13 protein-coding genes are annotated in these 14975 nt (G+C 48.7%); 10 read left to right on the forward strand and 3 right to left on the reverse strand.

What is annotated here, in order from left to right:
- Positions 1 to 230 precede the first annotated feature (230 nt).
- Positions 231 to 2675 carry a ribonucleoside-diphosphate reductase subunit alpha gene (locus J7619_RS31475; RefSeq protein WP_291208672.1) on the reverse strand — a complete coding sequence of 815 codons (2445 nt, stop codon included), beginning with the start codon at positions 2673 to 2675 and terminating at the stop codon, positions 231 to 233.
- A 440-nt stretch (positions 2676 to 3115) separates the two neighbouring features.
- On the opposite strand from J7619_RS31475, the gene J7619_RS31480 reads away from it, so the two are divergent.
- The 6 genes from J7619_RS31480 (at position 3116) to rimK (ending at position 8312) form a co-directional block, all read left to right on the forward strand.
- Complete coding sequence (locus tag J7619_RS31480; RefSeq protein ID WP_291208675.1) at positions 3116 to 4027, forward strand: TIM barrel protein; 912 nt, start codon at positions 3116 to 3118, stop codon at positions 4025 to 4027.
- Positions 4028 to 4157: 130 nt separating this feature from the next.
- Positions 4158 to 4400, forward strand: a complete 243-nt coding sequence (locus tag J7619_RS31485; protein ID WP_019945104.1) for a type B 50S ribosomal protein L31 — start codon at positions 4158 to 4160, stop codon at positions 4398 to 4400.
- Positions 4401 to 4554: 154 nt separating this feature from the next.
- Entirely contained in the window at positions 4555 to 5739 is a 1185-nt protein-coding gene (locus J7619_RS31490; protein WP_291208677.1) for a putative sugar nucleotidyl transferase, read from the forward strand.
- Positions 5740 to 5771: 32 nt separating this feature from the next.
- Positions 5772 to 6890, forward strand: coding sequence for a DNA polymerase III subunit delta (locus J7619_RS31495; protein ID WP_291208680.1), 1119 nt, complete (start codon positions 5772 to 5774; stop codon positions 6888 to 6890).
- Positions 6887 to 7357, forward strand: coding sequence for a RimK/LysX family protein (locus tag J7619_RS31500; RefSeq protein ID WP_291208682.1), 471 nt, complete (start codon positions 6887 to 6889; stop codon positions 7355 to 7357). Before J7619_RS31495 ends, J7619_RS31500 begins: the two co-directional genes overlap by 4 nt.
- 52 nt (positions 7358 to 7409) lie before the next feature.
- Positions 7410 to 8312, forward strand: coding sequence for a 30S ribosomal protein S6--L-glutamate ligase (gene rimK / locus J7619_RS31505; protein ID WP_291208685.1), 903 nt, complete (start codon positions 7410 to 7412; stop codon positions 8310 to 8312).
- 70 nt (positions 8313 to 8382) lie between these two features.
- Here the strand turns inward: rimK and J7619_RS31510 are convergent, their stop codons facing one another.
- A complete protein-coding gene (locus tag J7619_RS31510; protein WP_291208687.1) occupies positions 8383 to 9462 on the reverse strand; it encodes a DUF2652 domain-containing protein in 1080 nt (359 codons plus the stop codon).
- 213 nt (positions 9463 to 9675) lie between these two features.
- Here J7619_RS31510 and J7619_RS31515 point away from each other — a divergent pair, with 213 nt between their 5' ends.
- The 4 genes from J7619_RS31515 (at position 9676) to J7619_RS31530 (ending at position 11812) form a co-directional block, all read left to right on the forward strand.
- Entirely contained in the window at positions 9676 to 9957 is a 282-nt protein-coding gene (locus tag J7619_RS31515) for a type II toxin-antitoxin system HigB family toxin (protein WP_291208689.1), read from the forward strand.
- Positions 9935 to 10294: a type II toxin-antitoxin system HigA family antitoxin gene (locus J7619_RS31520; protein WP_291208693.1), complete on the forward strand. Its 360-nt coding sequence runs from the start codon at positions 9935 to 9937 to the stop codon at positions 10292 to 10294. The genes J7619_RS31515 and J7619_RS31520 overlap by 23 nt, the downstream gene beginning before the upstream one ends.
- A gap of 33 nt (positions 10295 to 10327) precedes the next feature.
- The gene (hemC, locus tag J7619_RS31525; RefSeq protein ID WP_291208695.1) at positions 10328 to 11251 is read left to right on the forward strand and encodes a hydroxymethylbilane synthase; all 924 of its coding nucleotides are present in this window, start codon (positions 10328 to 10330) and stop codon (positions 11249 to 11251) included.
- Between the two features lie 99 nt (positions 11252 to 11350).
- Positions 11351 to 11812 (forward strand): hypothetical protein, encoded by a 462-nt coding sequence (locus J7619_RS31530; protein WP_291208698.1) that lies wholly within the window; start codon positions 11351 to 11353, stop codon positions 11810 to 11812.
- A 66-nt stretch (positions 11813 to 11878) separates the two neighbouring features.
- Here the strand turns inward: J7619_RS31530 and J7619_RS31535 are convergent, their stop codons facing one another.
- Positions 11879 to 14767, reverse strand: coding sequence for an outer membrane beta-barrel family protein (locus tag J7619_RS31535; RefSeq protein WP_291208701.1), 2889 nt, complete (start codon positions 14765 to 14767; stop codon positions 11879 to 11881).
- Positions 14768 to 14975: the final 208 nt, after the last annotated feature.

A 14975-nucleotide genomic window follows, 5' to 3' on the forward strand; every position in this document is an offset into this window, starting at 1 on the left:
CATAACCAGCTGATAAAGAAATTAATATCCTAAGAAAAAAATTGAAAGGTTTTTCACCTTTAACTTTTCCCTTGTTTCAAGTGGCGCAAAACCGATTCCAGCGCATCCAACTTTTCCATTTATTAATACAATACTAACCTACCATGCATTACCAGCCCCACCGCCGGAAAACGAAAGAGGTGCCCGACCTACGGTCAGACACCTCTTCATTATTGTGATTTTAACCTTGATTACGATCCACAAGCCTCGCATCCTTCCGGATCATCGAGGGAGCACTGCATATCGGAGCGATTATCGCGCGGTACGACTGGCTTAGCGTGCTCTTCTGCGTATTGCACGTAGTTGAGCTCCTTTTCGGCCACCACGGCAGTTGCAGGTTCGAGTTGCGGCTCGGCCTGTTTGCTGACGGTGAACTGTACCGGATCGGAAGCCGCACGGGTACGCAGGTAGTACATACCGGTTTTGAGGCCCTTTTTCCATGCATAGAAGTGCATCGAGGTCAGCTTTCCGAAGTTCGCCTCTTCCATGAAGATGTTCAGCGATTGCGACTGGCAAATGTATGCCCCGCGATCGGCCGACATGTCGAGCAGGCTGCGCTGCTTGATCTCCCATGCCGTTTTATACAGATCCTTGATATTTTGCGGGATATTCGGAATCGCCTGAACCGATCCGCTGGCGCGAACGAGGTTATTTTTCATCTCCTCACTCCACAAGCCAAGTCTTACAAGATCTTTGAGCAGATATTTGTTCACCACCACGAATTCACCCGACAATACCCTTCTTACATATATATTGGAAGTGAATGGCTCGAAGCATTCATTGTTACCGAGGATCTGGCTGGTAGATGCGGTCGGCATCGGTGCAAGCAGCAATGAGTTGCGGACGCCATTTTGTACCACTTCTTTCCGGAGCTTCTCCCAGTTCCAGCGCTTGCTTTCCGGCGTAACACCCCACATGTCGAATTGGAATGTTCCTTTCGAGATCGGGCTGCCTGCCCAGGATTCGTATGGGCCGTGCTGCATGGCGAGCTCCATCGAAGCCTCCATCGATCCGAAATAGATCGTTTCGAAAATGTCTTTGTTCAGCTGGCGCGCCTCGTCGGAGTCGAATGGCATGCGCATCATACAAAATGCATCGGCCAAGCCTTGTACGCCAATACCGATCGGACGGTGACGCTTGTTGCTCTTTTCGGCTTCGGGAACCGGATAGAAGTTCAGGTCGATAATCTTGTTCAGGTTGCGCGTTACCACTTTGGTGATTTCGTACAACTTCTGGTGATCGAAACGCATGAAGCCATCGGTCCCCTGCTCCACGAACTTGGGCAATGCAATAGATGCAAGGTTGCAAACGGCCACTTCATCCGGCGCCGTGTACTCGATGATTTCGGTACAAAGGTTCGATGATTTAATGGTACCCAGGTTCTGCTGGTTGGACTTGCTGTTCGCATGGTCCTTATACAACATATATGGAGTACCTGTCTCGATCTGCGATTCCATGATCGCAAACCAGAGATCTTGCGCCTTGATGGTTTTGCGTGCGCGGCCTTCGCGCTCGTATTGTTCATACAGTTTTTCGAACTCCTCGCTGTGCGTATCCGCCAGTCCCGGGCATTCGTGCGGGCAGAAGAGCGACCAGGTATCGTTTGCCTCAACGCGCTTCATGAATAAATCCGGAATCCACAATGCATAGAAAAGGTCGCGTGCGCGCTGCTCTTCTTTCCCGTGGTTCTTTTTCAGATCGAGGAAATCGAAGATATCCGAATGCCATGGTTCTATATATATGGCAAAAGAACCTTTGCGCTTACCGCCTCCCTGATCCACGTAACGCGCCGTATCGTTGAACACGCGGAGCATCGGCACGATACCGTTCGATTGTCCATTGGTTCCTTTAATATAAGTACCCGTCGCGCGGACGTCGTGAATGCTCAAACCGATACCACCGGCCGACTGCGAAATCAATGCGCAGTTTTTGAGGGTATCATAAATACCATTGATGCTGTCCTCCTTCATCGTCAACAGGAAGCACGACGACATTTGCGGCTTCGGCGTACCTGCATTGAACAAGGTAGGTGTAGCATGGGTAAACCATTTCTCCGACAGCAAATGGTAGGTTTCAATCGCCGCCTGCACGTCCTCCTGGTGGATTCCGATGGCTACACGCATGAGCATGTGTTGCGGGCGCTCGACAATTTTCCCTTCAACTTTCAGTAAATACGACTTTTCGAGGGTTTTATAGCCGAAATAATCGTAGGAGTAATCGCGGTCATATATAATAGTAGAGTCGAGCAGCGATGCATGCTGGCGAATCACCTCGTAAACCTCCTTGGAGATCAGCGACGCATTTTCGCCTGTTTTGGAATCTATATATGTATAAAGACGCTTCATTGTAGCCGAAAACGACTTCAATGTGTTCTTATGGAGATTTGAGATAGCAACGCGGGCAGCCAGGATTGCATAATCGGGGTGCTTGGTGGTCATGGAAGCTGCGGTTTCGGCAGCGAGGTTATCCAGCTCGGCGGTGGTAACGCCATCGTAAATGCCGGAAACAACCTTCTTGGCTACTTCCACGGGCTGAACATAAGCTGCGTCCAGGCCGTAGCTCAGTTTCTCTATGCGGGCAGTCACCTTGTCGAACTTCACGGATTCGCGGCGACCATCACGCTTTATGACATACATAGACATAAGTAATGTGGTGTTTGATAGAACGTTAGTGATGTATATTCTTGGAAGATCAGTCGGAGGATGACTTGAAAAATCTCTTGAAATAACACTAAAGAAATCAGATTAGCAATCAGGATTTCTCTACAAAATCGTGCCTTATCAGCATAGTCCAAATTACTAAATTGTTAAGAAACTAATAACTAGTTATTTACGGAAAGCTTACACTAAATTGTTTCAAAGAAAAAATTTTCAGAAAAATGCATTTCAATTTTTGCAAACTTTTTCCAGGAAAAATTTCAGGCAAAGAAAGGTTGATTTGACAATAATTGCTGTTAATCAATGATTTAGCATTGATTATATTATTTATAATAATTCTAAACTTGTGAACTTTACACAACATAACCTATTTCGTTTCAACACAAAATATCAATCAATAGCCATAAAAACTCAAACATATGAGCACAATTATCGAACAAGCCGATCGCCGGACATTCCTCAAAACGACTTCCGGAATGGTAGCAGGCCTCGCCCTGGGCGGATCACTCACCGAAGCCATGGCCAAAGCGGCTGAAAGCAAGGCTTACAGCATTCCACTGGGCGTGTACGCCGCGTACGACAAAGCCGATTTTTTACGCAAATCGGGGTGTGCATATATTGAAGAATCCGTAGCAGGCTTCCTGATTCCAGAAGGCGGCGATGCGGGTTACGAAAAGAACCTTCAGCAACTCAAAAGCGAGCATTTCCCGATTAAATCCTACGTGATCCTGTTGCCCGCAAGCCTGAAGACACTTGGCCCGGACGCGAACCACGAAGCGATCCTTCAAAGAACCGAGACCGTTTTGAAGCGCGCCAAAGAATGCGGCTCCCAATTTGTCGTATTCGGAAGCGGTGCTTCAAGAATCATACCCGACGGCTTTGATAAAGCCAAAGCAAAGGCACAGCACATTGAATTAACCCAAAAAATGGCCCCGCTGGCCGAGAAATATGGGGTTACCATCGCCGTAGAGCCCCTGAACCGCGGGGAAACCAACTTCATTAACAGTCTGGCCGAAGGAGTCGAGATCGTGGATGCCGTGAAAAGCCCGCGCGTGAAACTGCTTTGCGATATATATCATATGCTAAAAGAAGATGAGCCGGCTACCGAGATCATTAAATATGGTAAGCACATCGTGCATTGCCACATTGCGGAAAAGGAAAAACGGACGCCGCCGGGTGTGAAGGGCGACGATTTCAGGGCCTACCTGGGCGCATTGAAAAAAATCGGGTATAAAGGCGGACTTTCGATCGAATGCTTCGTGTACACCGATTTCGAGAAGGAGGCGAAACGCGGTGTAGAGGTGCTCAAACAGCAACTCAGTGAAGTCTAGCAGGTTAATTTTAGGTGTATTGTATTAATATTAAAAAAGATAGCGCTCCGATACTTGATTTACAAATCAGGATTTTTTACTTTTGCAATCCTTTTGGAAATCGTATAGAAACAAATAATACCATATACCAATGAAAAAAGATATTCATCCCAACTATAGAGAGGTAGTTTTCTGGGATCTATCAAGCGACTTTAAATTCATTACTCGCTCAACCATAGACACTAACGAGACTATCACCTGGGAAGACGGCAAAACCTACCCTGTGTACAAAGTCGAGGTGTCTTCTCAGTCACACCCTTTCTACACTGGTAAAAACGTACTGGTTGACACAGCTGGTCGCGTTGACAAGTTCAGAAAGCGTTACGGAAAATAAGCAACGCATTGGCTTTTTCCGGTGTGGTCGAACACATCAGGAGAATGAAAAAATACGACGGCAGTCTCCCGACAAATATGTCCGGGAGACTGCTTCTTTTTTTGCCGTAACCAATAAAATGCCCGAACTTTGGCGTGCACATACGTTTTAATATATGCCCCAGACCATTCTGTTCGACGATCCCAAGATTAGAATCCAGCTTTTACCTTTTACATATACAAGACCAGTCGCCGGCATCCGGTGCGGCATTCACACACTGGCCGAAAAATGGGCCGACAGATGCCACTCCACGGTCTCATTCCAAACGGAAGCCTATCTCGCCACCAAATACCCGGAACATGTTTCGGGGGACAATCTGTATATCAACGGCGCATTATGCCCCGACGATCACCTGACCGGCATCGTCAAAGGCTTACCACACGGCACTGCACTTGTTTCCCAAAATGGGGAACTCCTCGCGGTGCGAACGCATTCTGCATGGAAAGCGTCGGATGGTACCAATAGTCTTTCGGTAGTGGAATATGCGGAGCCCTTTACGATGATCCGGAATGTTTGGGACATTTTCGGGCAGAATGGGGCGCAAATCAAAATCGATTATGAACGCATTGCCTCCCTTAGAAAATCAGCGGGGGTTACTGACCCGTTCACGCATTGCTACAAACCGGAGAATATATTTGTAGAAGAAGGCGCGGTGATCAAAGCTTCTATCCTGAATGCGGAGAACGGCCCCATTTACATTGGGAAAAATGCATTGGTCCAGGAAGGCTCGATGATCCAGGGACCATTTGCGATCGGTGAAAACGGGGTACTGGCACAAGGAACGAAAATCCGGCCTAACACTACCGTCGGGCCGTTTTCCAAAGTCGGCGGCGAAGTAAGTAATTGCGTGGTTTTCGGGTATAGCAACAAAGGACATGACGGTTACCTGGGCAATTCAGTTCTGGGAGAATGGTGTAACCTTGGCGCGAATACCAACAATTCGAATTTGAAAAACGACCACACGAATGTCAAGCTGTACAGCTATGCTACCAATATGCTGGCCGACACCGGCTTACTGTTCTGCGGACTGATGATGGGCGATTATTCCAAAGCCGGAATTTCGACCATGTTCAACACCGGGACGGTTGTCGGCGTAAGTGTGAATGTATTCGGAGCCGGATTCCAGAACAAGCATGTCCCATCCTTCACCTGGGGTGGCGCGGCTGAGGGATGCATGGAGTACCGCTTCGATAAGGCTGTGGCGGTCGCGAAAGATACGGTGAGCCGCCGCGGCGTCGCATTCGGGCAGACAGAGGAAGATATCATGCGTGCTATTTTTAAAAATACACGTGGTCAATAGGCATTTTACCCATCCATTAATTGATTTAAATCGTGCTTTTCAGAGATATTCCGGGACTTGACAATATCAAAGCGACATTGCGGCGCTCGGTCCGGAACAGCCATCTGGCCCACGCCCAGCTTTTCGATTATCCCACGGGCGGAGCGGGCCTCGCGATGGCGCTGGCATTCTCTACCTATATTAACTGTGAAAACAGAAGTGAGGAAGACGCTTGCGGCACCTGCGCATCGTGCGTGAAAATGAGCAAGCTGGTTCATCCCGATTTTCATTTCATATTTCCCATTGCTGCTTCCAAAAAGGTAGATGGCAAAACCAGTGAGGCATTCCTGCCGCTTTGGCGCTCTTTTTTGCTGGAAAACCCCTACCGTGTCCTCCCCGACTGGCTCGACCATATCGGCGCCGACAATAAGCAGGGTAACATTTCGGTGGAAGAAGCACGCGGTATTTTGCGAAAATTATCCGTAAAAGCCTACGAAGGCGAATACAAAATCCTGCTGATCTGGAAAGCCGATATCATGAATGCGGCTTCGTCGAATGCGATTTTGAAAATCCTCGAAGAACCACCTGAAAAAACATTGTTCCTTTTAGTAAGTGATCAGTCGGACAAATTGCTGACGACCATCATTTCCAGGACACAGCGCATTACGATTCCGGCATTCACCGATTCCGAAATCAAGTTGCACCTGAAACAAGACGATGTAACCGACGCCGTAGCCAGCCAGATAGCGTTCCTGTCCGACGGGAACATGGCCGAGGCACTGAAACTCGTTCAGGAAGAGCAGGATGACCGCTCGACGTGGTTTGCCGACTGGATGCGATCATCCTATAAATTTGATGTCGCACATTTGGTCAAACTCGCCGATAACTATGACGTAATGGCCAAGGAAAAACAAAAAGGCCTGCTCGAATACGCATTGCGGTTGTTCAGGGATATGCTCGTGTGGAGCCACGGCGCGGGCGAGCTTTTGCGTGTTCCGCAGGAAGAGCTTACTTTCGTGCAGAATTTTTCCAAAACCGTCAATTTTGAGTCACTGGAAAGGATGATCGGGGAAGTAAATACGGCCTATTACCATATCGAACGGAATGTACGGGCCAAAATGGTGTTTCTGGACCTGTCGCTGACGGTCGCCCAGTTTTTTCAGCGCAGATGAAACGTCCGTTGGAAATTATCGGTGCGACCGAGATTGTGGATTTACCGGAGCTGGGCTGGCATCATGTGCCTGTGCGCGTGGATTCAGGCGCGGCAACGTCGGCTATCCATTGTTCCCGCGTGAAACTGGTAGAGTCAGAAGGACGGCAAGAGCTCCACGTATACCTCGACACCAAGCGCGGAGCACCTCAGCATTTTTTTACAGTAACCGATTTTAAAGAAACCGTGATCCGAAATTCCTTCGGGAAGGAGGAGAAACGGTTTGTGATTAAGACACCAATCAGGCTTTTCGGCCGGAAAATACGTACCGAATTTACGCTGGCCAACCGGCGGAAAATGAGCTACCCCATACTACTCGGGCGAAAATTGCTTAAAAACAGGTTCATTGTGGATGTGTCCCAAAAGAATCTGTCGCAGGCAAGACATTCGCTGACACCAACTCGTTCCCAAAAACTACCTCAGAACTAAACCCGGGCTTCGCACGCAAAACCCGACCTCCATTTTTTCTAAAAACATTTTTATGAAAATCGCCGTATTATCCACCAATCCGGACCTGTATTCAACCAGGCGTCTGGTGGAGGCAATCAAACAGAAGGGACACGAAGCGGTTGTAATCGACCACGTCAAATGCTTTGTTATGATCGAAGGCGGCAAGCCGACGGTCGTGTACAAAGGCAAGCCCGTTACCGGTATCGACGCCGTCATTCCCCGCATCGGTACGTCGGTGAATGCATTCGGCTGTGCGGTCGTACGTCAGCTTGAACTAATGAAGGTTTTCACCACCGTGAAATCGCAGGCTATCCTGCGCTCGCGCGACAAGCTGCGCAGCATGCAGGTGCTTGCAAAAGCCGGTATTGATATCCCGAAAACGGTTTTTGCCAAAAACCCCGCACAAGTCAACGAACTCATCCATATGGTGGGCGGCCCGCCGGTAATCATCAAATTACTCGAAGGCACACAAGGCGTGGGCGTGGTTCTTGCCGAGACGATTAAAGCAGCCAAATCAACCATTGAGGCATTCTATGGCCTGCGCGCCAATTTCCTGATCCAGGAATATGTGGCAGAGTCCAAAGGCGCCGACATCCGCGCCTTTGTGATCGGCAACAAAGTCATCGCCGCCATGAAGCGCCAGGGCGCCGAAGGCGATTTTCGTTCCAACCTCCACCGTGGCGGTTCAGGCTGCATGATCGAACTTTCGCCCGAAGAAGAGCACACGGCGATTGCGGCGGCAAAAGCACTGGGTGTAAAGATCGCCGGAGTGGATATGCTGCAATCCGAGCGCGGACCATTGGTGATGGAAGTCAATTCATCTCCGGGCTTGCGTGGCATCGAGGAAGTAAGCGGCATCGACATTGCGTCGCTGGTCGTGTCCTACATTGAAGACAAGATTGTGACCGACGAGGGAGATACGGTTGGGGTTTAGTTTAATTTTGAATGAGTGAATGATTGAATGAGTGAATGAGGTTTGAGAAATGGTTGGGGGGATTAATGGGCTAAAAATCGACAGGTACAGTGATCCCGGGAAGTAGCTTTTCCAGGTTAGTGAGCGATTTTTGGTATTCTGCTTCTATTTTATCCTTTTTAAACAACCTGAACGCAAGCTGTTTCAGCGGGTCTTTTTTAAGATAGTATTCCAAACTAAGACGCGTGCGGTTTTCGGCCAGCTTTTCGAGCACGAAATAGCGCGCGCTGACAAACTTTTCGTCGGATTCACTGAAAATAACCACGGACTCGGGGTCATATGAGAATCCGCTGGCGTACATGACCTTTTCGCCGTCTTCGCGTACACACCGATGGCGCGACCCTATCCCGGGAAGAAAGTGATCCAATTCTTCGATCGATTTTACCCCGTCCTCCCAGTGCGGGCGTAGCTCGAGGTGACCCGAAGTAAAGAACACTTTTTTAATATTCTCATCATACTCTCTTGAAACCGACACCACTTTAACCTTCTCCTGTGGTTCCAGCAATGGCGGCTTGTAAGGTGGAATGCTGTCTTTCAAATATCCAATCTGCGTGTATTGAAAAGGTATCTGCTCATTTTCGGTCATTTTTGAGCCGGGCTGCCACTTCATCCGGTCGGTAAAATCGCCGGGGTTTTGTCCATTCAGCAGATTTTGAGTTACCAGCCAGTATTCATGCTGGTCAATGTCGTTTTTAAGCAACTGGTGCGCGACGATAATATCTTTCCCAATGAGTTTTCTGAAATTCTTGACTTGATAAGTAGTGAACTCGCCGTAATGTGCTACCACTTTCAACGTCAGGTTAATAGCCGAAATGCAGGATTTGCATTGACAAAACCGGCGGTTGTCATAGGCGATCAGGTATTTGTGAAAATCACAGAACATCTTTTCTACCTGCCGGTAAAGCGTTTCGAGCTCCGGCGCTTCGCCGAATTTAAAGAACAGGACGGCGTCCCCCTCTATCTCGGAAATTTCCAGTCCCATCTGGTTCGCATTCACGATCGTTTCCAGCAATTCCTGAATAATCTGGCGCCCATGCTGAATCTCGATCTCATGCATAAACTGCGTGAAACCGCTGATATCGGGAATGAAGATTAGGCCTTTGTTTTCCATGGTGGTGAGTTTGATTGGGTTAATTTACGGGGAATTACGCAATCTTTCACTGGTTGATTTGACAGTATCTCCATAACTTCGCGTCAGACTGCAGTTCTACGAGACTGCGTCAGCCACGTTCCTCAAAGAAAAATAACGTAACCAAAATGGTAACCATCATTTATCTTTGTTGGAACGATGCGCATCATCGCTATACAGACAATAAGGAATTACATGAAGGCGTATCCAAAGGCGGAGCAGTCGTTGCTAGCCTGGAATCAGGAAGCAGAAGCCGCTCGCTGGGAATCGCCCAATGGATTGAAAGTACAATATCGAAATGCATCCATTCTAAGTCAGAAACGGGTGGTATTCAATATACGCGGGAACCATTACCGGCTGATTGTTGATATTGAATACAGGTTGAAAATTGTATTTATTGTCTGGTTCGGATCGCACGAAGAGTATGATCAAATAGACGCAAGAAGAATTAGCTATGATCGGACCCATCAAAAATAACGAACAGTACGAAAGCTATCTGGCGCGCATTTATGCATTGATGCAAACCGATATCGCACCTGATTCGAATGAATCGGACGAACTGGAATTACTTTCGATTCTGGTAAAGGATTACGAGAACGTACATTTCCCGATCCCCAAACCCAGTCCCTTGGAAGCAATCCGATTTCGACTGGATCAAATGGGCATTTCGGAGAAAGAGTTGTCTGAGATACTGGGCTATCGCTCGCGCAAATCAGAAATTTTGTCCGGCAAACGAAAATTAAATTTGAGTATGATCCGCAGGCTGAATGAGAAACTTCATATTCCGGCGGAAATTTTAATACAGGCCTATTAACACAAAAACTGGCCTTACATTGTATAAACAACCATGCATATTAAAATAGGAACCCGCGGGAGCAAGCTGGCACTTTGGCAGGCGTATTACGTCGAGGCACTTTTGCAACAGGGCGGCATTGAAACGGAGATCGTTATTATTGAAACCAAGGGCGATAAGATCCTCGACCGGTCGCTTTCGAAAATCGGCAGTAAGGGTGTCTTTACAGAAGAGCTGGAAGAACAGTTGCGCAGCGGCGATATTGATATTGCAGTACATAGCGCCAAGGACCTGCAATCGCAGCTCGACGACGCTTTTGAAATCATTGCATTCACGGAGCGTGAGCACGCCAATGATGTGCTCGTAAGCCACGATACCACTTTATCACTCAAAAGCGGCGAATCTTTCACAGTAGGAACCTCATCCACACGCCGCGTAGCGGTTTTGAAGCACTATTATCCGCATATCAAGACCGTGGACATGCGCGGAAACCTGCAAACACGCCTCCGCAAATTGGAGGAAGGGCAGTGCGACGCGCTCCTCCTCGCATACGCAGGCGTGCACCGCATGGAGTACGACGATAAAATCGCGGAACATTTGCTTCTCGACGAATTCACACCGGCAGTGGGCCAGGGTAGCGTAGCCATTGAATGCGCGGTTTCACTGGATGCTGAGAAAAAGAGCAAACTAAGGCAGTTTCTCAACCACGAACCTACCGAAACCTGCCTGCTGGCAGAAAGGGCATTCCTGAAACGCCTGCAAGGCGGTTGCAGCATTCCGGTTTTCGGCATGGCGACGTTGCACGATGAAGAAATCCGAATGACCGGCGGCATTATCAGCCTCGACGGCTCGGAACTCATTCGCAAAGCGGAAAGCGGCGGACATGCATTTCCGCAGGAACTGGGCACATCGCTGGCAGAAGAATTGCTGGCGGCCGGAGCCGACAAAATTTTAAGGGAAATCAAAAATCATACTTAAAACCGTTCGGTCATCAACGATTGCCTCGAGATAATAAGACGATTTTGATAGCAGAACAGTAAGTTATAATTGCTGATATAACACTAAACAATATCAGTGATGAAAACAAAACATGTCGTCTACGTAGTCTTTTGCTTATTTTTCCTCTGTTGTAAACACAACGATAATACCGCAGAATCGGATTTCTCTCTTACGTCTGATTTACTTTCCAGTTATCAATCCATTGACGACTCGGTGTTTAATATCAGAAGGCATTGGGTAGTCGAACGAACAAGCGTCAATAAAGTAAGAATTGAGGAAACCGTTGAAGACCTGAATCAGGGCGGTGAATCTTATAAAAGAATCTATCAAGATGTTTCTATTAAAAAAGAAGGAGATGTGTATAGTCTTGAATTTGAGCATTGTAAGATAGACACCAAAGATCACGAAGTTATTCTCGGATACGCAGCTCTTGATTCAGCAGAACCGAATCATCTATTTGCTCACGTCATCATTCAAAACGTCAAAACAAAAAGCCTGGTACCACATTGTGAGTATGGTATTGCAATGAAAAAAATTTAGGGACTAATGGAAAATGCCGGGCTTACAGCCCGGCATTTTCCATTAACGCAATATCAAACCAAATAATCAATCTTTCTTAGTCGAATCAGCCGGCGTGACTGGTTTCGCTGGCAGTGCCGTGGAATCTGCCGGCGCTACCGGGCGAGCCGTGCTATCGGGACGCACGCGGGTTGAATCCGGTTTGAATTGCGTCGAGTCGCGTTTCATGGTCGAATCCGGGCGTGTTCCCGGCTGTCCCGGAAATCCTCCCTGGCGCGCCGGGCGCGCTGTGCTGTCAGCTGCGGCTGGACGCGCTCCTTGCGGGCGGCCCATTCCGGCACCTTGTCCGCCATTGCCACGGCCACCTGCTGCTGGTGTAGCCGCCGGCGTTTGAGCACCGCCTTGTCCACCACCACCTCCGCCGGTATCCATATTACCACCTCCGTCTGATTTCTGGTCGTCGTTGTTTACAGACTTTCTTCTGCGGGTCTTTTGTTCCACGAAAGTCATTTTACCGAAGCGGTAAGAGAAGTTCACACGGAAACCTCGGTTATACAGGTAATTGGTGTTGTTTTGGGTAAATGTCGTCGATTCCAGGCTGGTCTTCATTTTGAAAGACGGGGCCAGGAAGTTTTCCATGGCAAAACCAATGCTTCCGCGCTTGTTCTTGAAATCTTTGCGGACACCGAAATCATACATTCTGAAACCGGCTTGCGTTCCCTGCAACTGCACGTCGCGCCCACGCATGAACCCACCAGCCTGCAATCCCCAGCCATTTTTGATGGTAAGGCTTGTACGCATACGGCCACTCAACACAAAACCGCTGTTCGAGTTCTGCAATGCAGGATCGGGGCTGTTGTTCGACAGATCAGCATAATAGAAGTCGAAACCACCGCCCAGCTGCCATCTTTTAAAGAATGTCACGTTTCCGAAGATATTGGCACCGTAGTTCTTTTTCGAACCGATGTTGCCGTAAGTCGTCGTGATCACGCCGTCGGCGCTGGTGGTACGAATGCTTTCAATCGAGCTGTTGGTGAAACGGGCAAATGTCGAAACGTTGATATACAGCGAGTTTTTGAAGAAGCTCGTTCCCAATTCCACCTGGTCGGTGAGCTCGGGTTTCAGGTTCGGGTTACCCACTGTGACGTTTTGTGGGTTGGCCGCATTCAGGTTGGGGTTCAGGAACTGGATACCCGGGCGTTGCAGGCGGCGGTTATAGGCAAGTTTGATAGTCTGCCCTTTTCCAAATACCTGCGAAAGGTTAATACTCGGTACGAGGTTGCCATATGCCGGCAATTTAAGGTCTCCTGCTTCGCCCTGGTGCGCGTCGATGCTAGTGTATTCGTAACGCGTACCGGCCTTCACCGTAAACCGGCTTTTAGTAGTGTATGTATAGGACAAATATCCGGCAGCCACATTCTGGTCATAATTCAGGTTGCTGGCTGGTTGCGGTGTCCCCACCGTATTGTAATAGTCGTAGTTACTCACAACCTGACGGAAAATGCCTTTTCCACCCACTTCCAGCATCTGGTTATCTTTGACCGGTGTCTGGTAGTCTACCTGGACGGTGCTTTCCTGGTTATGGCTGCTGTTGTTATTGCCTTGCGCGCCCAGCAATTTCTTCAATTCCGAGTTGCTGAGCGAGTAAATATCTGCGTCGTAATCGTTGGTACGGTTGTTACGGCTGTACTGCGTCGAAATGCTCAGCTCCTGCCCCGGCTTGGCTAACGTTTTCATATAATCCACATTCAAGTCCCAGGTACCGGAAAGGTCCTTGCTATTCACATCGCGGAAACTGGTTCTCGTGGTATCGTTTACAGTATTATAGGTGTAAAGCTCCTGATCTACCTTACTGTTACGCATTCCGTAGCGCACGCCTGCCGATAAGGAAGTTTTGGAATCAATCTCCCAGTCCCAGCCGAAGTTATAGGACCCGAACGCCATTTTATTCTTAGAGTCGCTCATCTGGCTGGTGCTGAAATTGCTCACCTTGCCAACTTGCAAATTCTCCGATTTGCCAGGCATATTGTAATTAAACCGCCCGAAACCTCCCAGGCTGAAACCCATTTTACCTACCCGATAGTTACCGCGCAAGCCCAGGTTCGAGCCACGGTTACCGATACCGGTGTCCAGGTTGAGCGTACCGCCCTGGATCGTGCTTTTTTTGGTGATGATATTGATAATACCCGCAGAACCTTCCGCATCGTAGCGCGCCGAAGGAGAAGTGATCACCTCTACCGACTTGATCATATCCGCCGGAATCTGCTTCAATGCGTCGGCCACGCTGGTTGCAATGATGGTCGAAGGTTTGTTGTTGATCAACACGCGTACGTTGGAGCTACCGCGGAGCGACACATTCCCGTCGAGGTCGACGGTGAGCATTGGCACCTTTTTCATCACGTCCGAAGCGTCGCCGCCCTTGCTCGTAATGTCTTTTTCCGCATTGTAAACCAACCTGTCCACTTTTTCCTCGACCATCTGCGCCATGCCTACTACCTCGACCTCATTCAACTGAACCACATCCGGCACCAAAGTGACGGTACCCAGGTTCAATTCCGTCTTGCGATCGATCTTGACATTATTGATAGTCTTGGTTTTATATCCAATGAAGGAAATCAGGATCTTGAAATTCCCTGACGCGACCTTCGAGAGCGTAAACTCACCTTTTTCGTCGGTGGTAGTCCCGTCGATGGGATTGTTGGTTTTGGTATCCACCAGGGATAGTGCTGCAAATTCTACCGGTTTTTTGGAAGTCGAATCCACGAGCACGCCCGTGATCTTTCCGCTGCCCTTAGGAGTGTCTTCTGCCGTTCCCGGAATGACCGTCTGCCGCTGCCTGTCGCCTCCGCGGAAATCTCCGCCACCGCCGCCGCGAAATCCGCCCCCACCTCCGCCGCCGCCCGGAAACTGGGCGAATGCCGTCGATGTAAGCCCTGAGAACACAGCCAGGAATGTGAGTTGTAAAACAAGTTTCATGGTTGGGGTTTTAAAAGTGTACTTTTCGAATTTCAAAATAACCAGGTAAAATCCGGCTAAAAAAAAGGAATAGATGGATAGGGAAGAAGTACCGATCAACGGCTGTTTTCGGACGATATATCCCTGGAAATGACAGATAATCCCGCATGCATTGCCGGCAGAGGGTATTGATAGATTACGACGGGCGTCTGGTCGGTATTCAGGGGTA

It is taken from the genome of Dyadobacter sp., assembly GCF_017744695.1.
Lineage (GTDB): Bacteria > Bacteroidota > Bacteroidia > Cytophagales > Spirosomataceae > Dyadobacter.

Bases quoted from the DNA above. Each gene is read 5' to 3' on its own strand.
- J7619_RS31535 (WP_291208701.1), bottom strand. From the start codon at position 14,767: ATGAAACTTGTTTTACAACTCACATTCCTGGCTGTGTTCTCAGGGCTT.
- J7619_RS31490 (WP_291208677.1), top strand. From the start codon at position 4,555: ATGCCCCAGACCATTCTGTTCGACGATCCCAAGATTAGAATCCAGCTT.
- J7619_RS31475 (WP_291208672.1), bottom strand. From the start codon at position 2,675: ATGTATGTCATAAAGCGTGATGGTCGCCGCGAATCCGTGAAGTTCGAC.
- J7619_RS31520 (WP_291208693.1), top strand. From the start codon at position 9,935: ATGATCGGACCCATCAAAAATAACGAACAGTACGAAAGCTATCTGGCG.
- hemC (WP_291208695.1), top strand. From the start codon at position 10,328: ATGCATATTAAAATAGGAACCCGCGGGAGCAAGCTGGCACTTTGGCAG.
- J7619_RS31510 (WP_291208687.1), bottom strand. From the start codon at position 9,462: ATGGAAAACAAAGGCCTAATCTTCATTCCCGATATCAGCGGTTTCACG.
- J7619_RS31500 (WP_291208682.1), top strand. From the start codon at position 6,887: ATGAAACGTCCGTTGGAAATTATCGGTGCGACCGAGATTGTGGATTTA.
- J7619_RS31530 (WP_291208698.1), top strand. From the start codon at position 11,351: ATGAAAACAAAACATGTCGTCTACGTAGTCTTTTGCTTATTTTTCCTC.
- J7619_RS31515 (WP_291208689.1), top strand. From the start codon at position 9,676: ATGAAGGCGTATCCAAAGGCGGAGCAGTCGTTGCTAGCCTGGAATCAG.
- J7619_RS31485 (WP_019945104.1), top strand. From the start codon at position 4,158: ATGAAAAAAGATATTCATCCCAACTATAGAGAGGTAGTTTTCTGGGAT.
- rimK (WP_291208685.1), top strand. From the start codon at position 7,410: ATGAAAATCGCCGTATTATCCACCAATCCGGACCTGTATTCAACCAGG.
- J7619_RS31480 (WP_291208675.1), top strand. From the start codon at position 3,116: ATGAGCACAATTATCGAACAAGCCGATCGCCGGACATTCCTCAAAACG.